The organism is Pseudomonas sp. BRG-100, assembly GCF_000737955.1.
GTDB classification, from domain to species: Bacteria; Pseudomonadota; Gammaproteobacteria; order Pseudomonadales; family Pseudomonadaceae; genus Aquipseudomonas; species Aquipseudomonas synxantha_A.
This window is the reverse complement of record NZ_JPRX01000001.1, coordinates 1,308,543-1,332,929: the sequence shown is the minus strand read 5'-3', so window position 1 is coordinate 1,332,929 and position 24,387 is coordinate 1,308,543. Positions and strand designations below refer to the sequence as shown.

The 24,387-nt window shown below is 60.1% G+C and carries 25 protein-coding genes and 1 pseudogene; 13 read left to right on the top strand and 13 right to left on the bottom strand.

All coding sequences use genetic code 11. The features are described from left to right. Positions 1 to 6: 6 nt before the first annotated feature. On the bottom strand, positions 7 to 2,316 hold the full coding sequence (locus tag JH25_RS21500; protein WP_032877124.1) for a hybrid sensor histidine kinase/response regulator: 2,310 nt from the start codon (positions 2,314 to 2,316) through the stop codon (positions 7 to 9). 164 nt (positions 2,317 to 2,480) lie between these two features. On the opposite strand from JH25_RS21500, the gene JH25_RS21505 reads away from it, so the two are divergent. Further along, positions 2,481 to 3,371: an ATP-binding protein gene (locus JH25_RS21505; protein WP_032877123.1), complete on the top strand. Its 891-nt coding sequence runs from the start codon at positions 2,481 to 2,483 to the stop codon at positions 3,369 to 3,371. Beyond that, positions 3,368 to 3,850, top strand: a complete 483-nt coding sequence (locus JH25_RS21510) for a GAF domain-containing protein (protein WP_032877122.1) — start codon at positions 3,368 to 3,370, stop codon at positions 3,848 to 3,850. Before JH25_RS21505 ends, JH25_RS21510 begins: the two co-directional genes overlap by 4 nt. Before the next feature lie 67 nt (positions 3,851 to 3,917). Here the strand turns inward: JH25_RS21510 and JH25_RS0126915 are convergent. The 7 genes and pseudogenes from JH25_RS0126915 to JH25_RS21540 all read right to left on the bottom strand — a co-directional run bounded on the left by JH25_RS0126915 (position 3,918) and on the right by JH25_RS21540 (position 11,558). Beyond that, positions 3,918 to 7,552: pseudogene (locus JH25_RS0126915) on the bottom strand (transporter substrate-binding domain-containing protein). An 8-nt stretch (positions 7,553 to 7,560) separates the two neighbouring features. Further along, a complete protein-coding gene (locus tag JH25_RS21515; protein ID WP_005786466.1) occupies positions 7,561 to 8,187 on the bottom strand; it encodes a response regulator transcription factor in 627 nt (208 codons plus the stop codon). A 269-nt stretch (positions 8,188 to 8,456) separates the two neighbouring features. Continuing rightward, complete coding sequence (locus JH25_RS21520) at positions 8,457 to 8,837, bottom strand: response regulator (protein WP_032877121.1); 381 nt, start codon at positions 8,835 to 8,837, stop codon at positions 8,457 to 8,459. Between the two features lie 169 nt (positions 8,838 to 9,006). Next, entirely contained in the window at positions 9,007 to 10,338 is a 1,332-nt protein-coding gene (locus JH25_RS21525; RefSeq protein ID WP_005786469.1) for a deoxyguanosinetriphosphate triphosphohydrolase, read from the bottom strand. A gap of 163 nt (positions 10,339 to 10,501) precedes the next feature. After that, positions 10,502 to 10,840 (bottom strand): hypothetical protein, encoded by a 339-nt coding sequence (locus JH25_RS21530; RefSeq protein ID WP_032877120.1) that lies wholly within the window; start codon positions 10,838 to 10,840, stop codon positions 10,502 to 10,504. Next, positions 10,837 to 11,241: a phage holin family protein gene (locus tag JH25_RS21535; protein WP_005786473.1), complete on the bottom strand. Its 405-nt coding sequence runs from the start codon at positions 11,239 to 11,241 to the stop codon at positions 10,837 to 10,839. Before JH25_RS21535 ends, JH25_RS21530 begins: the two co-directional genes overlap by 4 nt. Before the next feature lie 2 nt (positions 11,242 to 11,243). Further along, the gene (locus tag JH25_RS21540) at positions 11,244 to 11,558 is read right to left on the bottom strand and encodes a DUF883 family protein (RefSeq protein WP_005786475.1); all 315 of its coding nucleotides are present in this window, start codon (positions 11,556 to 11,558) and stop codon (positions 11,244 to 11,246) included. 345 nt (positions 11,559 to 11,903) lie between these two features. Here JH25_RS21540 and JH25_RS21545 point away from each other — a divergent pair, with 345 nt between their 5' ends. Then, positions 11,904 to 13,112, top strand: coding sequence for an ammonium transporter (locus tag JH25_RS21545; protein WP_032877119.1), 1,209 nt, complete (start codon positions 11,904 to 11,906; stop codon positions 13,110 to 13,112). Here the strand turns inward: JH25_RS21545 and JH25_RS21550 are convergent. After that, complete coding sequence (locus JH25_RS21550; RefSeq protein ID WP_164699500.1) at positions 13,099 to 14,835, bottom strand: cation:proton antiporter; 1,737 nt, start codon at positions 14,833 to 14,835, stop codon at positions 13,099 to 13,101. The two genes, JH25_RS21545 and JH25_RS21550, sit on opposite strands and share 14 nt — an antisense overlap. Before the next feature lie 153 nt (positions 14,836 to 14,988). Between JH25_RS21550 and JH25_RS21555 the strand changes: the two genes are divergently transcribed. The 3 genes from JH25_RS21555 (at position 14,989) to JH25_RS21565 (ending at position 16,595) form a co-directional block, all read left to right on the top strand. Then, the gene (locus JH25_RS21555) at positions 14,989 to 15,225 is read left to right on the top strand and encodes a glutaredoxin family protein (RefSeq protein ID WP_005786480.1); all 237 of its coding nucleotides are present in this window, start codon (positions 14,989 to 14,991) and stop codon (positions 15,223 to 15,225) included. 74 nt (positions 15,226 to 15,299) lie between these two features. Next, positions 15,300 to 15,635 (top strand): hypothetical protein, encoded by a 336-nt coding sequence (locus JH25_RS21560; RefSeq protein ID WP_003189932.1) that lies wholly within the window; start codon positions 15,300 to 15,302, stop codon positions 15,633 to 15,635. A gap of 69 nt (positions 15,636 to 15,704) precedes the next feature. Continuing rightward, entirely contained in the window at positions 15,705 to 16,595 is an 891-nt protein-coding gene (locus JH25_RS21565; protein WP_032881049.1) for a pseudouridine synthase, read from the top strand. Between the two features lie 55 nt (positions 16,596 to 16,650). Here JH25_RS21565 and JH25_RS21570 read toward each other — a convergent pair whose 3' ends face one another. Both JH25_RS21570 and mobA read right to left on the bottom strand, forming a co-directional pair. Further along, complete coding sequence (locus JH25_RS21570) at positions 16,651 to 16,872, bottom strand: YgdI/YgdR family lipoprotein (RefSeq protein ID WP_005786486.1); 222 nt, start codon at positions 16,870 to 16,872, stop codon at positions 16,651 to 16,653. A 79-nt stretch (positions 16,873 to 16,951) separates the two neighbouring features. Further along, on the bottom strand, positions 16,952 to 17,554 hold the full coding sequence (mobA, locus tag JH25_RS21575) for a molybdenum cofactor guanylyltransferase MobA (RefSeq protein ID WP_032877118.1): 603 nt from the start codon (positions 17,552 to 17,554) through the stop codon (positions 16,952 to 16,954). A 76-nt stretch (positions 17,555 to 17,630) separates the two neighbouring features. On the opposite strand from mobA, the gene moaB reads away from it, so the two are divergent. Together moaB and JH25_RS21585 are read left to right on the top strand one after the other, a co-directional pair. Then, positions 17,631 to 18,170 carry a molybdenum cofactor biosynthesis protein B gene (gene moaB, locus JH25_RS21580; protein WP_032877117.1) on the top strand — a complete coding sequence of 180 codons (540 nt, stop codon included), beginning with the start codon at positions 17,631 to 17,633 and terminating at the stop codon, positions 18,168 to 18,170. Next, entirely contained in the window at positions 18,154 to 19,380 is a 1,227-nt protein-coding gene (locus tag JH25_RS21585) for a molybdopterin molybdotransferase MoeA (protein ID WP_032877116.1), read from the top strand. Before moaB ends, JH25_RS21585 begins: the two co-directional genes overlap by 17 nt. A 130-nt stretch (positions 19,381 to 19,510) precedes the next feature. On the opposite strand, the gene JH25_RS21590 is transcribed toward JH25_RS21585, so the two are convergent. Beyond that, a complete protein-coding gene (locus tag JH25_RS21590; RefSeq protein WP_032877115.1) occupies positions 19,511 to 19,840 on the bottom strand; it encodes an EscU/YscU/HrcU family type III secretion system export apparatus switch protein in 330 nt (109 codons plus the stop codon). Next, the gene (gene fliK / locus JH25_RS21595; RefSeq protein WP_032877114.1) at positions 19,837 to 21,414 is read right to left on the bottom strand and encodes a flagellar hook-length control protein FliK; all 1,578 of its coding nucleotides are present in this window, start codon (positions 21,412 to 21,414) and stop codon (positions 19,837 to 19,839) included. Before fliK ends, JH25_RS21590 begins: the two co-directional genes overlap by 4 nt. A 200-nt stretch (positions 21,415 to 21,614) precedes the next feature. Here fliK and ccmA point away from each other — a divergent pair, with 200 nt between their 5' ends. The 5 genes from ccmA to ccmE all read left to right on the top strand — a co-directional run bounded on the left by ccmA (position 21,615) and on the right by ccmE (position 24,387). Further along, entirely contained in the window at positions 21,615 to 22,250 is a 636-nt protein-coding gene (gene ccmA / locus JH25_RS21600) for a cytochrome c biogenesis heme-transporting ATPase CcmA (protein ID WP_032877113.1), read from the top strand. Continuing rightward, positions 22,247 to 22,915: a heme exporter protein CcmB gene (gene ccmB, locus JH25_RS21605; RefSeq protein ID WP_005786500.1), complete on the top strand. Its 669-nt coding sequence runs from the start codon at positions 22,247 to 22,249 to the stop codon at positions 22,913 to 22,915. The genes ccmA and ccmB overlap by 4 nt, the downstream gene beginning before the upstream one ends. Positions 22,916 to 23,003: 88 nt before the next feature. Then, positions 23,004 to 23,759, top strand: a complete 756-nt coding sequence (locus tag JH25_RS21610; RefSeq protein ID WP_032877112.1) for a heme ABC transporter permease — start codon at positions 23,004 to 23,006, stop codon at positions 23,757 to 23,759. Then, a complete protein-coding gene (gene ccmD / locus JH25_RS21615) occupies positions 23,756 to 23,932 on the top strand; it encodes a heme exporter protein CcmD (protein WP_005786504.1) in 177 nt (58 codons plus the stop codon). The genes JH25_RS21610 and ccmD overlap by 4 nt, the downstream gene beginning before the upstream one ends. Continuing rightward, entirely contained in the window at positions 23,929 to 24,387 is a 459-nt protein-coding gene (gene ccmE, locus JH25_RS21620) for a cytochrome c maturation protein CcmE (RefSeq protein ID WP_005786506.1), read from the top strand. The genes ccmD and ccmE overlap by 4 nt, the downstream gene beginning before the upstream one ends.

Here is a 24,387-nt window from a genome sequence, read left to right as displayed (position 1 = left end):
GCAGCCTCAGAGGCTTGTCGTCGTCGGTACCCACAACTCCAGCAGCGCATGGAGCTCTTCGCGGCGAAACGGCTTGGCCAGGTAATCGTTCATGCCCGCCGCCCGGCAACGCTCGCGCTCTTCGGACAGGGCATTGGCGGTCAAGGCGACAATGGGCAGGTCTGGCCAGCGCCCGCTACGGCGAATTTGCCGGCTGGCCTCGTAGCCATCCATCACCGGCATGTTGCAGTCCATCAGCACCATATCGAAGCGCTGGTCCTCAAGCAGCTTGAGCGCTTCCCCACCATGGGCAGCCACAATCACCTCACACCCCAGCTTGCTGAGCATCCCCTTGGCCACCAGTTGATTGACCGCGTTGTCCTCCACCAACAAGATGCGCGCGCGGTGAGCCAGCGGCGCGGCTTCCATCTGGATCGGGTCGAGGATCGGTTGCGTGCTGCTGCGCAGGTTGCGTTGCAGGATCTGGTACAGCGCGTTACGGCTCAATGGGCGTGCTTGTTGCTGCAGCGGTGCCAGCGCCGCGACTTCTTCACTGGGCATGAAGTTGCCATAGGCGGTGACCAGCAGAATCGGCGCGCTGATTGCCGGGCGCAAGCGGAACAAGCATTCAGGGCAGTCGGTAATCAACAGGTCAGGGGCCAGTGCGCTCAAATCATCGTCTTGGGAATAGCACCTTGGTGTCAGCCCCCAAGAGGGCAGCAGGGTGGTGAGCAGCTCTGTCAACCCGCCACCGGCATGGGTGATGGCGATTACATCACCTGTGAGCGGTGTATAGCGCGTGGCAGGTAAATGGGTGGGTAGCGGGAGGTCGGCGCAGAACTGGCTGCCAAAGCCCACCTCCGAGCTGATACTCAAGCGGCCTTGCATGGCTTCACACAGATTGTGCGTCAAGGCCAGTCCCAAACCCGTACCGCCAAATTGACGGGTGATGCCCGCACCGGCCTGGGTGAAGGGTTGGAAGATTTTCACCTGGGCTTCCTGGGCGATACCGATGCCGGTATCACAGACTTCAATATTGACCCTGCCTTCCAGGGCACGCAGGCGCACATCGACCCGGCCGAAGCGCGTGAACTTCAAGGCATTGGAAAGCAGATTACTGACGATTTGCCGCACCCTGGTCGGGTCGCCGATGACCTGGGCGGGAAACTGTGGATCAATCAGGCACGTCAGCTCGACACTCGGCGCCGCATTCTGCGACAGCAGGTTGGCAGTGTCTTCCACCAGTGAGCCCAGGTCGAAGGGGATATGTTCCAGTTCCAGTTGGCCGGCATCGAACTTGGACAGATCGAGAATATCGTTGAGCAATTCGACCAGCACTTTGCCCGAGTCATGGGCGATCGACAGTTGCTGGCGCTGCTCGGCATTCAGTGGGCTGTCGAGCGACAGTGCAATCATCCCCAGCAGGCCATTGAGCGGCGTACGGATTTCATGGCTCATATTGGCCAGGAACGCGGCCCGTGCCTGTGCCATCCCCAGCGCGGTCATCCTGGCTGCTTCCAGTTCATCATTGGATTGGCTCAAGCGTTGGTTGCTGGCCTTGAGTTCAAGGGTGCGCGCCGAAACGATATTTTCCAATTGGCCCAGGTATTCGGTGAGGCGGTCCTCGGCGTGACGCCGCTGATGGATCTCGGTTTCCATGTTTTCAAATTGCTGGTTGGCGACGTCGACCAATACGCCGATTTCGTCGTGCTCATGCCCCGGCGGGCAATCCAGGCGTGCCTGTTTGCGGGTACTCAACTCTCGGATAATACGTACCAGCGGTTGCGTGAGCATTACGTAGAATAAGCCCAGCAAGATCCCGGTCAGCAGCAGGCTGCGGGTAAATCCGTTGAGCAGGGTGATCTCGGCGCGATGCAGGAAACGGCTGCCAAAGGCATAAGTATCAACGTCGAGGCGCAATACGCCGAGGGATTCGTTGGGCATATGGTTGAGAAACAGTCGGTCCTCGAACTGACGATTGGCGCCAAACAGAAAATCGCTGACCGGACGATAGTTGCTTTCTTTGCGCGGGCGGTTGACGTCGGCCAGCACCGCGCCATTGTTGTCGATCAGCTGCGCACGGGTGATGGCAGGGGAGTGCAGCAGGCCCAGGGTCAGCTCCTGGGCGAGTTCGGCATCGATGTTGTAGGCGATACGCGACGCGGGGTTATGGCTGATTTCAATCAGTGAGCGTATTTCACGGTTGATGGATGCGTCTTCACTGGCATAATCAATGCCGATTTGGATCAGACTGAGCAAGGTTCCCAACACGAAACCGACCAGCACAGTCAATCTGGCTTGTTTATAAGACAAGCGGTGGGCGAACTTGATATCCATCGAGTGTTGAACCACTTCACGTTTCCTTTCGCCCGGCAAGCATAGCTGAACATCCCCAAGCTTCTGCTTGCCGGGCACGAATCGTTTTTTGACGCAGCCTCATGCGGTCTGCCGCAGGGTTGCCAATACGCCATCTTTTACAAGAACTTGCCAGAGGAATAATCATGGATTCTCGATTGAATGCCTTCCTTGAGCGGGCCGACGCCGTACTTGCTCGCCTGGAACCCTTATTGCCGGCCCCGCGCCAAGCCATCGACTGGCGCCAATGCCTGGCCGCTCGTTGGCAGCGTGAAGGTCGCAGTGGCTTCCTGTTGCCGCTGGAAGTGAGCCTGGATATGCGCTTGTCGGACCTGATTGGCGTCGACAAGCAACGTGAACAACTGGCGCGTAATACCCAGCAGTTCCTCGATGGCCTGCCCGCCAACCATGCGCTGCTGTGGGGTTCTCGCGGCACCGGCAAGTCTTCCATGGTGCGCGCCTTGCTGGCTCAGCACGCCACGGCGGGTCTGCGCTTGATCGAAATCGAACGCGACCACCTGGCCGACCTGCCGCGCGTGGTCGAACAGTTGATAAAACTGCCGCAGCGCTTCATTTTGTTTTGCGATGACCTCTCGTTCGAAGCCGGCGAAGGCGATTATCGCGTGCTCAAAAGCGTGCTGGACGGCTCCCTGGAGCAGGCGCCGGAAAACGTGCTGCTGTATGCCACGTCCAACCGCCGTCATCTGGTGCCGGAGAACCAGAGCGACAACGACAACTGGAAACGTGTGGATGGCGAGTTGCACCCGAGCGAGGCGGTAGAGGACAAGATTGCCTTGTCTGACCGTTTTGGCTTGTGGCTGTCGTTCTATCCGTTTTCCCAGGAGCATTTCCTGGATGTGGTGGAACACTGGATCGGCGAGTTGGCCGGCAAGGCCGGCTTGCAGTGGCAGCGCGATGAGCAGCTTGATGTACTCGCGGTGCGCTGGGCCACAGGGCGCGGTAACCGCAATGGCCGTTGTGCCTATCAGTTTGCCCGTTACTGGGTAGGTCTTAAATTGCTGGAACGTCAACCATGATCGATTTGCAACAGGCCGGCAGCGGTCTTGATGGCTACGCCATGCTGTGTGCACAACTGGAGTCATTGCTGGCGGATGAGCGTGACTTTATTGCCAACAGTGCACAGTTTTCTGCGTTTCTGTTCAACCAGCTCGATGACCTGAACTGGGCAGGCTTTTACCTTAATCGCAATGAAGAACTGGTGCTTGGGCCGTTCCAGGGTCAGATAGCCTGCGTACGTATCCCGTTCGGCCGTGGCGTATGTGGCGCTGCTGCGGCTTCACGACAAACCCAGCGAGTAGAGGATGTGCATGCGTTCCCAGGCCATATCGCCTGTGACAGCGCCTCGAACAGTGAGTTGGTGGTGCCATTGGTCAAAGACGGTCAGCTGATTGGCGTGCTTGACCTCGACAGTCCCTCGCTGGCCCGTTTTACACCTCAGGACCAGGCAGGGATTGAACGGCTGGCGGCGATTTTCCTGCGGCTGACCGACTGCTGAACCTGGGAGCCACGGCAGAGGAGTGCAGGAGCGAGTGACTCGCTCCTGCCGTTGCGGGCCCGGGCGTTTATTGGCCTTGCAGCTCGGCCAGTTGAATCTGCAGCATCCTCTCCAGTTCCAGCATGAGATGCTCCAGCGCCTTGATGCCGGTTTCAATGGTTGCCCACTCTTCATTGCGAGCGCAGGTTTGCTCCAGCGCTTCGCATTGCCCAGCCAATGAATGGGCCTGAACGATACGGGCAGCGCCCTTGATTTTGTGGGCTTGTTCAATGATCTCGGGGGGGGGGCCTGCCGGTTCAACAGCGTGACAAGCGCCTGACGGTCGTCACGGCTGCTGCTCAGCAGCTCCTCCAGCAGGCGTCGACTCAATTGCGGGTCGCCGCCGGTCAACGCTTGCAGGCACTCGAGGTTCAGGCGCTGGTTCGCAGGTTTGGGAGCGATTTGCGCCAGTTGCCGTTCCAGTACGGTCAGGCTGATGGGCTTGAACAGGCAGTCATCCATGCCGGCCTGCACGCAACGTTGTCTTTCCTCTGGCTGGGCGTTGGCAGTAAAGCCCAGCACCACACAAGGTACCAATTGCTCGCGTTGCTCATATTCACGGATTGAACGGCTCAGCTCATAGCCATTCATGATGGGCATGTTGCAATCGGCGATCACCAGGTCGAAATGCTCCTTGCGCCAGGCCTGGAACCCTGCAGCACCGTGCTCGGCGGCAGTGAATTGATGACCCAGGTAGCCCAGTTGCTGGCACATCAGCAGGCGGTTCGCCGGGTGGTCGTCTACCACCAGTACATTCAGCACCCGAGTGGCGGCCGGTGCTTCAGGCTGTTGCTCACCCACCACCGTGATCGTTTGCAGGCGGGGTACGCTCAGGTTGACGTGCACCTGGGTACCTACCATGGGCACGCTGCTCAGGCTCAACTGGCCGCCCATCATGGCGCACAGGCTGCGGCAGATCACCAGCCCCAGCCCCGCGCCGCTCCTGGCCAGTTGACCGGAATTGTCCGCTTGGGCAAAGGGTTCGAACAGACGCAGTTGATCCTCCCTGCTGATGCCGATGCCGGTGTCTTCCACCACCAGCTTCAGCTCGATCTGCTCCGGTGCCTGGGTCGGCTGTACTTCCACCTTGATCTTCACCTGGCCTTGCTCGGTGAACTTGATCGCGTTGCTCACCAGGTTCGACAGTACTTGCTTGAAGCGCAGAGGGTCTATCAGCACTTCGATATCGTTCAGGTCGGGCTTGAATTCCAGCAGCAGGCTGAGGGTTTTCTGGCGTGCCAGACCGTCGAAGACACGCACCACCGACTCAATCACCTCGCGCAGGTTGACGCGCTCCGGCGCCAGGCTGAGACGGCCGGACTCGATACGCGCGATGTCCAGGATGTCACCGATCAACTCCAGCAGATCCTTGGCCGAGTTGTACGCCACTTCGATGGCTGGGCGGTCGAGATGCCCTTGATCGGCGCGCTTGAGCGTCAGTTCGAGCATTCCGATCACGGCGTTCATGGGCGTACGGATCTCGTGGCTCATGGTGGCAAGGAACGTGCTCTTGGCGCGATTGGCCTCATCGGCCCGCTCTTTGGCGGCGCGTAGCTCATCAAACAACTCGCGTCGGTCGCTGATGTCGATCCAGCCGCCGATGATGCCCTGGACTTCGCCTGTGGAGTCGCGGTACGGCAGGATCCAGTGATAGATCGTCAGTTTGCGCTCGTGGATATGCAATGTGCGATCCAGGATCAGCGGAATGCCCTCGGCCACTACGCGCAGATAGTCGGCATGGTATTGCGCCGCCTCCGACTCCAGGGCCATGCTCATCTGGGTGACGCTTTTGCCGATCACGTCTTCGCGTTTGACGTCGAATACCTGCAGGTAGCTGTCGTTGCAGGTTTGCAGCAGGCCGTTGCGGTCACGCACGTAGATCGGATGGGGGGTTTCATTGACCAGCGCACGCATGAATTCGAATTGGTCGTTCAGGGCCCGTTCGGCCATTTTGCGGTGTTTTATCTGGCGCCGCATGTAGGCGTTCCAGGTCAGGGAAATCAGTAGCAACAGCCCGGTACCGATGATGATTCGAGATATCAATTGATGGTAGTTGCGCCAGTAGCTGTCGGACGCGGCGGTGTAACCCCGCCAACGACTGTTGATCACGCCCATTTCATCCGGGGCGATGCTGAGCAGCGCCTTGTCGAGGATCGAGCTCAGTTCCGTGGCGTGGCGCGATGTCGCCAGGGTATAAGTTGCCGGCGTAGTGCCAATGCTGGCGCTGATCTGCAGCTTGTCCTGAAAAGCCTTGGAAGACAGCAGGTAGTTGGCGATCACCAGTGTGCTCACTGCGCCATCCACTTGGCCCTGTGCGAGTAACTCCGATGCCCTGAAAGTATCACTGGTTTCGACCAGGTGAACCTGGGGGAAATCGTTGGTCAAGGTCTCGATCAAGGGGTTGCCCTGGGTTATCGCCAGGCGCTTTCCTGCCATTTGTGCGATGTTCGCGGGTGGCCCTGGCTCCTTGCGTGTCAACAATACGTAGGAGTTTTCCAGGTAGGGTCGGCTGAAATTGAGCTGCGAGTCCCTTGTGTTGCTCGGCACAATGGCCCCGATCATATCGACCTTCTGGCTGGTGACCTGATCGATCATCGCGTTGACATCACGCCCGCGTACAATCGAAAAGCGTAGGCCGGTGCGCAGGCGAATCAGCTCCAGGAGATCGGCGGTAATGCCGCGAAAGTTGCCGTCCGCATCGAAGAACGTGAGAGGCGCGAAGGTTTCATTGACGATCACCTTGACCACCGGATGCTCTTTAAGCCAGCGCTCTTCGCGTTGGGTCAGTTGCAATTTCTTGTCGGTGAGCAGGATATCGCTGCCGGCGCTCCAGCGTTTGGCGATGCTGTCTCGTTCGGTGATGGGGACCGCAGCCAGGACCGCGTCGACAATGCTCAGCAGCACGCGGTTATCTTCACGCATGGCGAAGCTGAAACCATAAGCCTCATGCTTGCCGAAATTGGCCATGCGGATGTTTTTGAGATAACCCTTGTTGATCATGTAGTGGGTGGAAATGGTGTCACCCAGAAACACATCCGCCTGGTCGAAGGCCACCGCATTCAAGGCGTTCTGATAAGACGGATAGGCGCGGATGATGGCCTTGGGGTACAGCTTTTCTACCTCATTGAGCGGCAGGTAATGGTAGACAAGGCTCAAGCGCAGCCCGTCCAGGCCCTCGTTGAGGCTACGGGTTTCTCCCTCGCGGGTGACCAGTACCGGTTGGTCCACGGCGTAGGGTTCAGAGAGGATAAGGTTCGGTGTCGCAGCCTCAAAACCGTTGGATGAGCCCAACAAGTCGATTTCCCCGGTTTCCAAGGCTCGAATGGCAGCATCCCGGGACGGGTAGCGCATTACATTGACCGGCAAGGAGAGTGCTTTGGCCAACAACCCCGCGTAATCGGCGGTCAGCCCTTCATAATCATAGCCGCTGGACGTCAGGTCGAATGGCGGGTAATCGGGCGCGGAGGTGCCCAGCACCAGTTCGCGTTTGTTCTGTAGCCACTGGTGCTGAGCCTTGTCAAAATGAGTGCCGAGTTGAACGGCTCCCGCACGACTCAATAAGGTGAAGCGTTCCGGGTTTGTTTGGTGCTCTGCGAGCACGGCAGTGCTGAAGTACAGACCGGCACTCAATATAATCAGATAGTCCTTTATACGCCTGGGCATCCGCTTTCTCACACTAGCGCGTTTCGTTTTGCCATCTCGATGAGTTCTACCAAGGATTTGGCTTTGAGTTTTTGCATTAACCTCTTTTTATAAGTACTGACAGTCTTGTTGCTCAAAAACATGCCTTTGGCTATTTCCTTGTTAGTGCGGCCTTGTGCAAAAAGTTGCAAGACCATCAGCTCCCGGTCATTGACTGTCTTGAACAGTTCCAGTTCTTGTACATCCAGGCCTTCCGTTCCGGGGCCGTTCAACGCCTGGCTGGGGAAGTAGTTGTAACCGGACAGGACCGCACGGATGGCGCTCAGCAACTCGCTCAAGTCCCCTTCCTTGCACACATAGCCCTCGGCACCCGAGCGCATGCATCGCGTGGCAAACAGCGTAGGGCATTGCGCCGTGAGCACGAGGGTTTTCATCGAGGTGTTCATGGCGTTGAATCGGCAGAGCACCTCAAGGCCGTCGAGTTTCGGGATGCTGATGTCGAGAATCACCAGGTCTGGAAGGCATTCGCGGACCATCTGTATCGCATCGCACCCATTGTCTGTTTCGCCGACGACCTTGTAACCCTCATGCTCCAGTAACATTCGAATGGCAAGCCGGATTACCGGGTGGTCATCGATAATAAAAACTGAGTTCATAATCACATTCCATGCTGGTGCAAATAAAGCGGGCACATTAGCTCAGAAGATGAGGGCTCAGCATGAAGCTCACAGGGAGTAAATGCAAAACAGGAAAGTTCCTACGTTTAATAAGGCAAAAGCCTACAAGTTGTTAGGGGGACGTTACAGGGTATATCAACAATTTGAAGGTGGTTGCGCCAATAAACGGGGCCTTGGATTTTACGACGGACCTTATAGTGTTTTTCGTTGAAAATGGTGTTTAAGTTCCTACATGAGAGAGTTAAAAATTAACCTATTAGCCTTTCCAGCTCATCTTTGTTCAAGGGCTTGGACAAATAGCCAAGCAGTGGAAGACGTCGTTGCAAGGCTTGCCTGCTCAGGTTGATCAATTCCTGTGTGGGTAAGCCGCTTAACAGAATGGCGCCAGTGATGAAGCGCTGGCGGTTGGCGATTTCGATCAGTTCAAGCCCCGGCAGGTCAGGCAGGCATTGGTCACACAGCATCAGGTCGAAGGGGTGTTCGGACCGACTCATCGTGTGTATGGCCTGCTCGGCATTTTCCACAGGTGTCAGTTGCTCGAAGCCGAAGCTTTTGAGCAGGCACTGGGTGGCCAGAAGTTGAAAAGGGTGATCCTCCACCAAAAGAATACGAAGAGAGTGTCTGGGCATAAAAGTGCACACAGTGATGCAAGCGTCGATGGGGGCGGTAGGAATTGCGCGGCTGGCCCGTTAGGAGCGTGCGTGATTATTCTTCGGGTGCCTGTACGAATTCGATCAGGCCGCTCTGTTCCCATCGTAGGGCGATTCGTTTCAGGGAACGGGCGGCTTGATCGGATCGTTATTGAGGGCTGGAGCGCCCGGTCATCTCCCGTGCCATTTCAGTGGCGTAGCTGTCGGTCATACCGGCGATGAAGTCGATCATCCGCAGGAATGAGGCGTGCAGCGGCCAGGCCGGATCCGGCGCGCTATTGCCGAGCAAGTCCAGAATGCGCCGATTCTTGAATGACGGCGTGCGCCCGCCATGTTGTTCAAGGGCCGCGCCGCAGAAGGCGTTCAGCAGGATTTCCAGGGTGGTGTAGGCGCCGATTTCGTGCAGTGTCTTGCGCTTGTCCTGGAAGATCTTCTTGCGCGCCATGTCCTTGGCATCCAGCACACAGCGCTTCGCCGGCCCGTGCATATGCTCGACCAGATCGCCCGGCAGCGTGCCGGCGAGCAGGGCGTCCTGCTGTTCGACAAAGGCCTGCGCCGCTGCATTGGTCAGGTGCTCAATCGCTTTGCCGCGCAAGATCGCCAGCTTGCGGCGCCGAGAGTCAAGCGGGCCCAATTGGCGGTACGTCTGCGGCAAGTCATCGCCCACCAGATCAAGCAACAGCGACTCGACTTCGGCGTACTGCAGCAGCTCCATTTCCAGGCCGTCTTCCAGGTCGATCAGCGCATAGCAGATGTCGTCGGCCGCTTCCATCAGGTATACGAGCGGGTGACGGGCCCAGCGTTGCTCTTCAAGCTGGGGAAGGCCGAGCTTATGGGCGATTTGCTCCAGAATCGGCAGCTCGCTCTGGTAACAGCCGAACTTGTGCTTCTTGTAGCCCAGCGAGTCGGCGTGGCGGGCGGTCCAGGGGTACTTGAGGTACGTCCCCAAGGTGGCGTAGGTCAGCCGCGTGCCGCCGTCGAACTGATGGTATTCAAGTTGGGTCAGTACCCGAAAGCCCTGGGCATTGCCTTCGAAGTTGAGAAAGTCATTGCGTTCGGCGCTGCTCATGTCGTCCAACCAGCCGCGCCCGGCGGCCTGTTGGAACCAATGGCGAATGGCATCCTCGCCGGAGTGTCCGAACGGCGGGTTACCGATATCGTGGGCAAGGCAAGCCGATTGCACCACCATGCCCAGGTCGCTCGGGTCGCACCAGTCGGGCAGGGCGCCGCGCAACGTTTCACCCACGCGCATACCCAGGGAGCGGCCGACGCAACTGACTTCCAGCGAATGGGTCAGGCGCGTGTGGATATGGTCGTTGCTCGATACCGGATGCACCTGGGTCTTGCGGCCCAGGCGCCGGAACGCGCCGGAGAAAATAATGCGGTCGTGGTCTTTGTGAAAGGGGCTGCGGCCCAGTTCTTCAGGGCTGTGCAGAGGTTTTCCCAGGCGTTCGCGGTTCAGCAGGGTGGGCCAATCCAAGGCAACTACTCTCCGTTCGGTGAATGACATCCGCCAGCTTCCCGTTTCCGGCGTGGCGGAGCAAGCAAAAATCTACAGGTCGGCGGTGCGGGCGAAAAAAGGCCCGGCACCCGTTGACGAGGGCCGGGCCACTGGTATCGGCACGCTAAACGCCGGCAAAGGTTTAACTTTTGCGCGAGCCTTGCATGGCCAATTTGATCAATGGGATCAACCCTGCACCCAGCCGCACCAGACGTGTCACGCTGCTGATACTGCCGCCCTTGGCGCCCTTGCCGGTGAAAAAGCCCATCAGCGTCACCGCCGCCACGCCCCACAGTGGCGCGTGCTTGATGCCCAGGCTGTCCTGCCAGTTGTGGCGCATGTTGCGCATTTTCTGCAGAGGGGCCATCAGTTGCTGGGACTCATGACGGATTTCCTGGCGGTGCATTTCCATGCGCAGGCGGATCAGCGTCTTGCGCATTTCCCGGCGGGAGGTATTTTTCGGGATCTCGGTCATGCTCATGGCAGCAGGCGCTCCCGGTCGTTGGCCAGCTCTTCGAGCGTGGCGTGGAAGGGCGTGGATTCATCGAACACCGCCGCTTTCAAGCGCACACCGCAGAAGGCCGCGGCCAGGCTATAGAACACGCAAAGGCAGATGATCCCCGTCAGGCGGTAGCCGGTATCCCACACCAGGATCATCACCAGCGTCGACAACCCTACCAGCAACAGCAGGGCGAACACCAACGCCAGACCGGCAAACAACAACAGGCTGACAGTGCGGGCCTTTTGCTCCTGCAATTCGATGCCAAACAACTCGACATGGCTGTGCAGCAAGCCCAGCACAGCGGCGCCCAGGCGTCGGGAGGTGGAACCGCTTGCCGAAGAATGTGCGCTCGTTGATGAGCTGGATTCGCCGATAGACATGATTAGCGCCTTGTAGCCAGCAGACCGATCAAAAAGCCCACGCCGGCAGCGATGCCGACTGACTGCCATGGGTTGGCTTGCACGTAGTCTTCGGTGGCGGTGATGGCCGCCTGACCGCGCTCGCGCAGGGAGTCTTCGGTCAGTTGCAAGGTCTCGCGGGCCTTGAGCAGGCTCTCGTGGATCTTGGTGCGCAGTTCGTCGGCCTGATCGCCGGCCAGCACTGCGGTGTCGTCCAGCAACCTTTCGGTATCACTGACCAGGGTTTGAAAATCCGCCATCAGTATCTCTTGAGCAGTCTTTGCTGTTTTACCGGCCATGGTTGTCTCCGTGTGTGGCTGATCTGTACGTGTGGTTTCGAGTCGCGGCGTTCGCTGAAGGTTCACTGCAATTGTGTGGTACAGCTTTTGCTTTGCATTGGTGCGCAGGCTCAGAGGCCCGCGCCGAATATGGGCGGTCGGGGCGCAAGCCTTGAAAAACCTTACCCTAAATAACTAAAACCCGCGGAAAAACCCTGTCGGCAACGGTCAGTTGTGTTGATCGCTGCGCTAAAGCGGTTCGTGCCCTCCCAAGAGGGACGAAGCCGGTGGTACCCATTTAGTGCGCCAACCCTCAGCTTGAACCGATTTGGTGCTTTTTGCCTTGATGCAGGCCTGCCAACCTCCATGGAAAATCTGCAAAGTGCGGTGGATACACTCGTCCACAGTTCCAACACCCTGTTTATCCTGATTGGCGCGGTCATGGTCCTGGCCATGCACGCCGGCTTTGCCTTCCTTGAAGTCGGCACGGTGCGCCAGAAGAATCAGGTCAACGCCCTGTCGAAAATCCTCAGCGATTTCGCCATCTCCACCCTGGCCTATTTCTTTATAGGCTATTGGATCTCATACGGTGTGAGCTTCATGCAACCGGCAGCCGTCATCAGCGCCGATCATGGCTATGGCCTGGTGAAGTTTTTCTTCCTGCTGACCTTCGCCGCGGCGATCCCTGCGATCATTTCCGGTGGCATAGCCGAACGTGCGAAGTTTGCGCCGCAGTTGTGCGCCACTGCACTGATCGTGGCGTTTATCTACCCGTTCTTCGAGGGCATGGTGTGGAACGGCAATTTCGGTCTGCAAGCCTGGCTGCTTGCAAGCTTTGGCGCCAGTTTTCACGATTTTGCCGGTTCCGTGGTGGTGCACGCCATGGGCGGCTGGCTGGCGCTGGCGGCGGTGTTGCTGCTGGGGCCGCGCAATGGACGTTATCGCGAAGGGCGCCTGGTGGCGTTTGCACCGTCGAGCATCCCGTTCCTGGCGCTGGGGTCGTGGATCCTGATCGTGGGATGGTTCGGCTTTAACGTGATGAGTGCGCAGACCCTCAACGGGGTCAGCGGCCTGGTGGCCGTCAATTCGTTGATGGCCATGGTTGGCGGTACCGTGGCCGCGCTGGTGATCGGCCGTAACGACCCAGGATTCCTGCACAACGGCCCCTTGGCCGGGCTGGTGGCGATCTGCGCAGGTTCCGACCTGATGCATCCGGTGGGCGCGCTGGTCACCGGAGTAGTCGCAGGCGGCTTGTTTGTGTGGTGCTTTATCGCCGCCCAGGCACGCTGGAAGATCGACGATGTGCTGGGCGTATGGCCGTTGCACGGCTTGTGTGGCGTGTGGGGCGGCATCGCCTGCGGCATCTTCGGGCAGGCCACCCTGGGTGGGCTTGGCGGCGTCAGCTTGATCAGCCAGTTGATCGGCACCGGCCTGGGCGTGTCGGTGGCGTTTGGTGGCGGCTTGCTGGTGTACGGCGTGATCAAGCGCGTGCAAGGGCTGCGCTTGAGTCAGGAAGAGGAGTATTACGGCGCGGACCTGTCGATCCACAAGATCGGTGCGGTCAGTCAGGATTGATCGGCGCTTGTTCATCAGTGTGTGGCGGCGGATAAAACCCGTGCAGCAAGCGATAGTGGTTCTGCCGCACTTCATCCACCCGAGCCTGTACCTGTTGGTCCGGCAGGCCCAGCAGGATCAGGGCGTGGGACGCGAGCATCAGGCTTGACTCAAGCAACTCGGGCACCACTTCGCTGGCCCCCGCGGCCTTGAGTTCAGCCAACTGGCTGTCATCACGGGTGCGCACCAGGATCGGCACCTGTGGGTTGATCCGTCGCGCTTCCTTGAGCACCACCAGGGCGACATCGCTGTTGTCGACGGCGATCACCACCAACCGCGCGCGCTCCAGGCCCACGGCACTGAGCAAGGCACCCCGGCGGCAGTCGCCATAATGCACGCTGCTTTCCTTGGTAGCGGCCTCCTGCACCCGTTCGGGGTCGTCATCCAGGGCGATAAACGCCTGGTGCTCGCGGCGCAAAAACCGCCCGATCGATTGTCCCACCCGACCATAACCGCAAATCACCGCGTGCCCGTGCAACTGAGCGTTGAGCGCGGTGATGTGCTCCAGTTGCACTTGCTGGTTGGGCTTGCGATGCAGGCGCAGGGCAATGGCCGGCGCTGCGCGCAACAGCAGCGGCGTCAACAGCATCGAGCAGAACGTGGCGGCCAGTAGCAGGCCGTTGAACTCATCCGGAATCAACCGGCTCTGCTGCATCTGCGCCATCAGCGCGAAACAGAACTCGCCACCCTGGGCCAGGGCCAGGCCGCTGCGCCAGGCGGTTTCAGTGTCGCTGCCACGCAGCTTGACCAGTACGGCCACCACAGAGCCTTTGACCAACATCAGCGTAAGGGTCAGGCCGAGGATCAACAGGCTGTGGCTGACGAATAACTGCAGGTCGATCAACATGCCGATGCTGACGAAAAACAGCCCCAGCAGAATGTCGCGAAACGGCCGGATATCCGCTTCTATCTGGTGACGATAATGACTCTCGCCCAGCAACATACCGGCCAGAAACGCACCAAGGGCAGGGGACAGGCCGAGCAGGTGGGTGAGCCAGGCGGTGAGCAAGACAATTACCAGCGCCAGCAGCACGAACAACTCTGCGGAATGGGACGCGGCGACCTCATGGAACAACCGCGGCAGCAACCAGCGGCTGGCGAATAACAGGCCGACGAACAACACCACGGTTTTGCCCAGGGTCAGCGGCAATGCCCAGTACCAGGCTTGGTCACTGCTGCCGGCAAACACCGGCACCAGTGTCAGCAGCAATACCGCCACCACATCTTGGAACAGCAGCACGCCTATCGCATTCTGGCCGTGGCTGCTGAAGATCTCCCCAAGACTGGTCAGTTCCTTGCTGACGATGGCCGTGGACGACAACGCCAACCCTGCACCCAGTAACAGCGCGATGCCCGGCGCCAGGCCCAAGCCCATCAGCGCAGCGCCGAGCAGGGCGCCGCATCCCAACACCTGCAAACTGCCCAGGCCGAACACCACGCGGCGCAGGGCGAACATTTTCGACAGGGAAAACTCCAGGCCCAGGGAGAACAGCAGAAACACCACGCCCATCTCGGCCAAGTCCGGCAGGTCCTCGTTGTCGTTCACCCAGTCCAAAGCAGTCGGCCCCACCGCCAGGCCCACGCACAGGTAGCCCAGCACGGGCGGCAGTTGCAGCCGGCGAAACAGCGCAATCACCACCAGGGATGAGGCCAGGATGATCAGCAGGTTGGCAAACACAGGCATCTCCATTGCAGGTGGACGGGCAAAAAGCCGCGAGAATCGCTGAATCAGTTATAGGCCATGGTGACCTGGATCAGGTGTTTTGTCGGCAATGGGATTTCACGGCGCGAGCGGGTTTAGAATGGTCACTTGTTTTTCTGACCGGGTTCTTTCGTCATGCCTCCTGAATGCCAGCTGTTCGGCACCCTGGGTTGCCATCTGTGTGAAATTGCCGAAGCCGAAATCATGCCGCTCGTCGAACACGGGCTGCTGGTGGAGTTGGTGGATATCACTGAGCCAGATGACCTGACAGAAGACTACGGCCTGCGGATTCCGGTGCTTCGGCGCAAGGACACCGGGGCGGAACTGGACTGGCCGTTCGACACCGACCAGGTCGTTGCCTTTCTGCGCTGACGTTTATCCGATGGCGGGCTTGCGAATATTACGTTACTGTATATTCGTACAGCGATTGAATAGAGGGAACGCCCGTGGTGAATGTTGAACAATTGAAAAGCAGCGTCAATCGCATGTCCGCCGATGTGGTGCGCGACGCGGTCAACGAACTGCGCCTCGATGGGCTGGTCACGGAAGGCAAGACGCCCTTCAACAAAGTGCATTTCAACACCTGCTTTGCGGAAATCGAGGCGCTGTTCCAGCGTGCCGGTTATCACAAACAGTTGGATGTGGTGGGTTATCAAGGCTTGCTCTACGCGCTCTATGATCCGGGCCGTTGGGAAGCAGTGGACGTACTGCGCTGGCTCAAGGAGTTCACCGAGGCGGCGAGCGCTTCGCCGGTGCTGCGGGCCCAACTGGCCAAGGCATGAGAACGGCCCTAGGCGCAATCGCGCTCCATGCGGGATAATGCCCGCCTGTTTCCAGGTTCGAGCATTTGCATGTCCACTTCCGGTTTTTCCGCCGCCCAGCACCAAGCCAGCACGTTGTATCTGCCACCGGGGCCTTGGGCAACGGTGATCGACTGCCTGTGCGATCACTTCCCGGCCATTGGCCGTGAGCAGTGGCTGGACCGCATTGCCCGGGAACGAGTGCTGGATATCAATGGCAACCCGATCAGCCTGGGCCTGGCCTACAAGGAAGGCCTGTGCATCTATTACTTTCGCGAAGTACCCAACGAAAAAGTGATTCCGGTACAGGAAACTATCCTGTACGCCGATGAACATCTGGTGGTGGCGGACAAGCCGCATTTCCTGCCGGTGACTCCCGCCGGCGAGTACGTTGAGCAAACCCTGTTGCGTCGCCTGATCCGTCGCCTGGACAACCCCGCCCTGGTGCCGTTGCACCGCATTGACCGGCACACGGCGGGGCTGGTGCTGTTCTCGGCCAACCCGCAAAGCCGCTCGGCGTACCAGCAACTGTTTCCCACGCGGCGTATCGACAAATTCTACGAAGCCATCGCCCCGGCCCTGCCGAATCTGAGCTTTCCCCTGGTGCATAAAAGCCGCCTGGTGGATGGCGAACCCTTCTTTCGGATGCAGGAAGGGCAGGGCGCCAGCAACACCGAGACGGCCGTTGAAGTGCGCGAGAAAAAGGGTGGTTTATGGCGTTACGGTCTGTTCCCGGTGACCGGCAAGAAACACCAGCTGCGCGTACACATGACTGCCCTCGGGGCGAGTATCTGCAATGACCCGTTCTATCCCGTTGTGGTCAAGGACGCCGAGGACGACTACGCCCACCCCCTGAAGCTGCTGGCCCAGGGCGTGCGTTTCATCGACCCGCTAAATGGTGAAGAACGCAGTTTTCACAGCCGTATCACCCTCGACTGGTAAACGCCGCAAACGACAAGGCCCGCGCGAGGCGGGCCTTGTTGGCAAGCGTTAAGGCTTACAGATCTTTAACGGTGCGAACCTGGTCTTTATTGATGCGGGTGCGCTTGCCGTCAAGCTGTTGGAATTCGTAGAAACCCGAATCTTCGTCAAATTTCGGGGTGTCGACGGCCTGGATTTCGCGACCGTCATTCAGGGTGATCACTGTTGGCGAGGCGCAACCGGCGAGGGTGGCGAGGCCCAGTGCAAGCATGAGAGCGGCGATGGTCCGTTGAGTCATGAGTTTGTCTCCGAGAAAATACTTTTAAATTGCTGACCTTGTGACGTATGGGACGTCGGCAAAGTTCCTTGTGAAAGGCTCATTCTGACACGCCAGCCCGTGGGTGCAACAGCTCGGGCGTATTAAGATTGGCCAGGCGCGGGTCATCGGCCGGGCATTCCAGGCCGACGCCACCCAGTTGCAGCAGGACCTTGCGCGGGCTGCGTTCACCCGCTTGCCAGGCCCGTTCCACCTGATCTTTCAGGTCTGTTGGGATAATGCACAGCAAGGGTTCCCAGAACTCGCCATGACGCACCATGATGGGAACCTGCGGATTGCGTTGGGCAATCTGACGCAAGTCGGCCAGCAGTCGCTCATCAATTTGCGGCACATCGCACGGCAAGATCAGCAGATGTTCATGGCGTGCAGCGAAGAGTCCTGCTCGGATACCCGCCAACGGGCCGGGAAAGTCCGGGCTGTCATCACTGACCAGTTGGTCGGCATAGGGCGCGTAGTGTTCAAGGTTGCGATTGCACGAGATGATCAGGTCATCCGTGAGCGGCCTGGCCAGCCGTTGCAGGTGGGCAATCAAGGGCTCGCCCCGCCATTGAAGCAGCCCCTTGTCCTGGCCGCCCATGCGTTGGCCACGACCACCGGCCAACAACAGAATCGAACAAGGCAGGGGTGAAGATTCAAGAGACATGGCGGTTCCACTGCGGCAGGTAAAGAGGGGCCTGTGATATAACATCGGGCTGTTTTTTCGACAACTGGACCGAGCCATGAAAGCCAAGGCCGATGCGCCCTTTGTACCCCTGAATATTGCTGTATTGACCGTCAGCGACACCCGCACCCTGGACACCGACACCTCCGGCCAGGTCTTCGTCGATCGCCTGACCGCCGCCGGCCACCACCTGGCCGAGCGCGTGCTGCTCAAGGACGACCTCTACAAGATTCGCGCCCAGGTTGCCCACTGGATCGCCGAAGACGTGGTGCAAGTGGTGCTGATCACCGGGGGCACCGGCTTCACCGGCCGTGACAGCACCCCTGAAGCCGTGAGCTGCCTGCTCGACAAGCAGGTCGATGGCTTCGGCGAACTGTTCCGCCAGATCTCCGTGGCCGATATCGGCACCTCCACCGTGCAATCGCGCGCCCTGGCCGGCCTGGCCAATGGCACCCTGGTGTGCTGCCTGCCGGGCTCCACCAATGCCGTGCGCACCGGTTGGGATGGCATCCTCGCCGAGCAACTGGATAATCGTCACCGCCCATGCAATTTCGTCCCGCACCTGAAGCAGGCCCAACCCTGTGAATCCCGTGGATAAGCCGGGCAAGACCGGCGCACTGATGCCGGTGGAAGCAGCCTTGCAGCGGCTGCTCGCCATGGCGGAATCGGCGCCGATCCGTGACCAGCATGTGCTGCCCCTGGCGCAGTGCGATGGCCGCGTACTGGCCCAGGACCTGATCTCGACGCTCGACCTGCCGCCGTGGCCCAACAGTGCCATGGACGGCTACGCCGTGCGCCTGGCGGACTGGACCGGGGAACCGCTGGTGGTGAGCCAACGGATTTTCGCTGGCACTGCGCCCGAGCCGCTGGCGGCCGGCACCTGCGCACGGATCTTTACCGGCGCGCCGGTACCCGAAGGCGCAGACTGCGTGCAAATGCAGGAAAACGCGGTGGTTCATGCCGATCAGCGCGTGAGTTTCACCGAGCCGTTACGGGTGGGCGACAACATCCGACCACAGGGCCAGGAGACTACGGTGGGTGAGTGCGTACTCAGCGCCGGAACGCGCCTGGGGCCCATCGAGTTGGGCCTGGCTGCGTCTCTGGGGCGGGATCGGCTCGATGTGGTGCGCCGCCCGCGCGTGGCCGTGCTGTCGACCGGCGACGAATTGATCGAGCCAGGCTTGCCGTTGGGCCCGGGGCAGATCTACAACAGCAACCGTCGCGTGCTGTGCAGCTGGCTGGCGCGCATGGGCTGCGAAGTGATCGATGCGGGGATTCTGCCGGATGATCTGGAACAGACCCGTACGTGTTTGGCCGGCCTGGGTAGCGTCGCCCTGATCTTGTCTACCGGCGGTGTGTCGGTGGGCGAAGCGGACTTCCTCGGCATTGCCTTGCGTGAAGAGGGCGAGTTGGCGTTGTGGAAGCTGGCGATCAAGCCAGGCAAACCGCTGACCTTCGGGCATTTTCGTGGCGTGCCGGTGATCGGCCTGCCAGGTAACCCGGCCTCGACCCTGGTGACCTTTGCGCTATTGGCGCGCCCGTACCTGCTGCGCCGCCAAGGCGTGGCGCAGGTGCAGCCGCTGCGTTTCGAGGTGCCGGCAGGATTCGACTGGCCCAAACCAGGCAACCGCCGCGAATACCTGCGCGGGCGTATCGAGCAGGGCAAGGCGATTATCTATCGCAACCAGAGCTCCGGGGTGCTGCGCAGTGCGGCGTGGGCGGAGGGGGTTGTGGAGGTGATGGAGGGGACCACATTGGCCATTGGCGACCCGGTCATTTTCATCCCCCTGAGCGAAGTCCTGAACTGAACACAGATCAAAAAATGTGGGAGGAGGCTTGCTCCCGATAGCGGTGTATCAGCCCCAGATAGGTTGGCTGTAATGACGCTATCGGGAGCAAGCCCCCTCCCACAGTGGATCTTGGTATGCCTGTGGCTACTCAGTAATCGTCGCCACGCTCAGTGACATCCCGCTCCATCGGCCCCGCATCCGGGTCGTAGCCCACCGGGAACTTGCCCTTCAAGGTCCATGCAAACGCAATGATCTCGGCAATCGTGCGATAGAGCTCTTCTGGAATACTGTCCCCCAGTTCCATACGCGCCAGCAGCTTCACCAGCTCGGCATTTTCATAGATCGGTACTTCATTCTCCCGTGCCAGCTTGAGAATCGCTTCGGCCAGGGCGTCATCGCCCTTGGCGGTCAGGGTGGGGGCTTGTTGGCCGTCGTACTTGAGGGCGATGGCCTGGCGGGGTGGGGCGGCGTTCTTCATGCGGTTTCATCCACCCAGCGTTGTTCCAATCCGGTTTTTGCACCGCGTGGCGGGGTGCCCAGGTGGCAATCCAGGTCGCCGACGTTAAGTCCGGATGACACCAGGCGCTCGCGCAGGCTGCCCAGGTGACTTTCGATCAGGCTGGCGGTGAAAGGGCGACTGGCCCACAACTGGCTGGACAGTTTGCCTTGGGACAACTGCGCCTGAACTTGCAGCGGCCCCAGCGGCTCCATGTCGAAGGCCAGTTCGACGCGCCAAAGCATCTGCTTCGGATCTTTTTTATCCTTGCGCTCGGGCTGATCCTTGTCAGGCGCAGGCTCCTCGCGCTGAAACTTGACCTGCAACGGCACGATGTCTTGCAGGGTGCGCATGGGGATTTCCAACTGCCACGTGGTTTGCAGGCGGCCATCGGCGGTGGTGCCGGTCTGTTCCAGGCTCGACAGTTGGTGGCTCTGCAAGCGCGAGATCGCCCCGGCGGCCAGGCGCAGCAGGTTTTCCAGGTCGCCTTCACCTTCCAGTTTCGCGATCAGCCGCTCCGGCAAGGGGAAACCGGCGGGTATCTGCCGAGCGCCGACCTGGCCGAGAGTGTTCAACGGGCTGCGCACAAAGTGCGGCAGCACCTGGGCCAGGGTATTGGCGGCGAGGATCGCATTCAGGTTGGTGTTGGCGGGCAGGGCGGGCAGCAGGTCCGCGACCAGGCGCAACAGCGCGCCTTTCATATCCAGCGGTGGGATTTGTGGGTTCTGCCCAGCGAGCAATTTGGCTTCCAGGAAGGCGCCGCTGTTTTGCACCACTTGTGCCAGTACCTTGGGATTGCTGACTTGCGCCAGATCGGGCAAGGCTGCCAGTAAACGCTCGGCAGCGGCCCGCAGCTCGGCCGAGGTGTTGTCGCCACGGGGCAGGTTTTGCAGGGCAGTGAACACCGCATCCAGCGAGCCTTGGCGACTTTGCTGGGTTGCCAGTTGCTGCGTCACGGCCAGTTGGTCTTTCAGCCCGCTCAGCGGCACAAAATTCAGGGTTTGCGCGTTCTGCACCACGGCACTGAGCAAGCTGCCGACCCGCAAGGGTTGAGGGCTTTCCAGCGTCAGCGTGGTACCGGCCAGGGCATTATTGAGCACACTCACCAGCGAGCGATAGATCGCCGCTTGCGCTGAGCCTTGAGGCAGCATCTGAGTGGTCAGCACCTTGGCTTGCAGCAGTGTGCCCACCGGCATTTGTGTGGTGTCGAGGCGGGTGAGGGCGGTCACGTTGGCGCTCATGGCTTGCTGCAAGGTAATGGCCAGGTTGCCCGCAGGCGTTTGGCTCACTGCCACATTGCTGCCCAGGGGCAAGGGCTGGGCGCTGCTGGCTTGAACCAGGGTCTGGCGACCACCTTCAAGGGTCAGCTTGAGCAACAGCTGAAAGGCTTCACTGCCTTGTTTCAGCGCGATGACTTCAGCGTTTACGGTTTTTCCGGCGCCAATCAACCCGGCCTGTGGCTCCAGGAGCTTGAGCAACTCGCCAGCCGCAGGCAGCGGGGCAGCCTTGGGTGCTGAGGCTGGAGGCAGTGGAGGAAGATTGATCTCACCGGTCATCGTGCGCATCGTCTCTGGGGAAATTGCCCTCTTTAGAGTAGGGCATCGCATGTATAATGCCGCCCGTCTGCAAAGAGAGCGGTAAAAACCTCACAACTATTTGATCCAGCTCTCTAAAATCGGTCGCCAAAGTCGTTATTGTGCATCTCTCTATAACGGCCGCTGCACCGCCGACTTGAACCGTAAAGGCCCGCGATCTCTTGACCAGCCCTCTTCTTGAAGCCGTAGCGCTTGCCTGTGAACGCGACCTGCGCCTGTTGTTCGAGCAACTCGACCTGCGTCTGGCGGCTGGCGACATGGTGCAAATCAGCGGCCCCAATGGCAGCGGCAAGACCAGTCTGCTGCGTCTGCTGGCCGGTTTGATGCAGCCCACGGCGGGTGTTGTTCGGCTCAACGGTAAGCCCCTGCACGAACAACGTACCGAGCTGGCGCGCAACCTGGTCTGGATCGGCCACGCCGCCGGTATCAAGGACGTGCTCAGCGCCGAAGAAAACCTCAGCTGGCTCAGCGCCCTGCATCACCCTGCTACCCGCGATGGCATCTGGCAGGCCCTGGCCGCCGTTGGCCTCAAGGGCTTTGAAGATGTGCCCTGTCACACGCTGTCAGCCGGCCAGCAGCGCCGTGTGGCCCTGGCGCGTTTGTACCTGCCCGGCCCGCCGCTGTGGATTCTCGACGAACCCTTCACCGCTCTCGACAAACAGGGCGTAGCCCAGCTCGAAGAGCACCTGGCCCGGCATTGCGAGCAGGGCGGCCTGGTGGTGCTCACCACCCACCATACCCTGGCGCGCAAGCCGGGTGGTTACCGGGAGCTGGATCTCGGACGGTGGTCGGCATGAGTGTGTTTGCCCTGTTGGTGGCCCGTGAAGCGCGGCTGTTGTGCCGTCGCCCGGCCGAGCTGGCCAACCCGCTGGTGTTCTTTGCGATTGTGATCGCGCTGTTTCCGTTGGCGGTCGGCCCGGAGACTAAACTGTTGCAAACCTTGTCCCCGGGACTGGTGTGGGTCGCGGCGCTTTTATCGGTCCTGCTCTCGCTGGACGGGCTGTTTCGCAGTGATTTCGAAGACGGATCCCTGGAGCAGTGGGTCCTTTCGTCGCACCCCCTGCCACTTCTGGTACTGGCCAAGGTACTGGCACACTGGGCTTTTTCCGGCCTGGCGCTAGTCTTGCTCTCGCCGCTGCTGGCGATGATGCTGGGCTTGCCCGTCGAATGCCTGCCCGTGTTGCTGGTGTCCTTGTTGCTCGGTACGCCGGTGCTCAGCCTGTTGGGGGCGGTGGGCTCCGCCTTGACTGTGGGCCTGAAAAGGGGTGGCCTGCTGCTGGCCCTGTTGATTCTGCCTTTGTATATCCCGGTGTTGATCCTGGGCAGCGGCGCTTTGCAAGCCGCGCTCATGGGGATGCCGGCGACCGGTTACCTCTTGTGGCTTGGTAGCCTGACCGCCCTGGCGGTAACCCTGACACCCTTTGCTATAGCCGCCGGCCTGAAAATCAGCGTCGGTGAATAATGAGGTCTGACTCGGCGTTAATGACGTTGAGTCAGTAAAGACCCTAAGCTTTTCGCCACGACGAAAAGCACCCGTGATGGAAAATGCAATGAACTGGACCTGGTTTCACAAGCTCGGCTCGCCCAAATGGTTTTATGGCATCAGTGGCAAGCTGCTGCCGTGGTTGAGCGTCGCCGCCGTATTGCTGATCGGCACCGGCCTGGTCTGGGGCCTGGCCTTCGCGCCGCCGGACTACCAGCAAGGCAACAGCTTTCGCATCATCTATATCCACGTCCCTGCTGCGATGCTGGCCCAGTCCTGCTACGTGATGCTGGCGGTTTGCGGCATCGTCGGCCTGGTGTGGAAGATGAAACTGGCCGATGTGGCCCTGCAATGCGCTGCACCTATTGGTGCGTGGATGACCGCCGTGGCGCTGGTCACCGGCGCGATCTGGGGCAAGCCGACCTGGGGTTCCTGGTGGGTTTGGGATGCACGCCTGACCTCGATGCTGATCCTGCTGTTCCTGTACTTCGGCCTGATTGCCCTGGGCAACGCCATCAGCAATCGCGATAGCGCCGCCAAGGCCTGCGCGGTGCTGGCGATTGTCGGCGTGATCAACATCCCGATCATCAAATACTCGGTAGAGTGGTGGAACACCCTGCACCAGGGCGCCACCTTCACCCTCACCGAAAAACCGGCGATGCCCGTGGAAATGTGGGCGCCACTGCTGCTGATGGTGCTGGGGTTCTACTGCTTCTTCGGCGCCGTGCTGTTGCTGCGCATGCGCCTTGAAGTGCTCAAGCGTGAAGCCCGCACCAGTTGGGTCAAAGCCCAAGTGCAAACCAGCCTGGGAGCGCGGGGATGAGCTTTGCTTCTTTCAGTGATTTTCTCGCCATGGGCCACCACGGCCTGTATGTCTGGAGCGCCTACGGCATCTGCCTGGCGGTGCTGGCCCTCAACGTCGCCGCGCCGATCCTGGCCCGCAAGCGTTACCTGCAACAAGAGGCGCGACGTCTGCGCCGGGAGACCGAAAAGTGAATCCGCTGCGTAGAAAGCGTCTGTTGATCATCCTTGCCATCCTGGTTGGCGTCGGCATTGCCGTGGGCCTGGCCTTGAGCGCCCTGCAGCAGAACATCAACCTGTTCTACACCCCCACCCAGATCGCCAACGGCGAAGCCCCGCTGGACACGCGCATCCGCGCCGGCGGCATGGTGGAGCAGGGCTCGTTGAAGCGTTCCGGCGATTCTCTGGACGTGACCTTCGTGGTCACCGATTTCAACAAGGCCGTGACCATCACTTACCGCGGCATCCTCCCGGACCTGTTCCGCGAAGGCCAGGGCATCGTCGCTCTGGGCAAACTCAACGCCGATGGTGTGGTAGTGGCGGACGAAGTGCTGGCCAAGCACGATGAAAAGTACATGCCGCCCGAGGTCACCAAGGCCCTGAAAGACAGTGGCCAGTCCGCGCCCGCGACCCCAGCCAAGGAGGGCTAA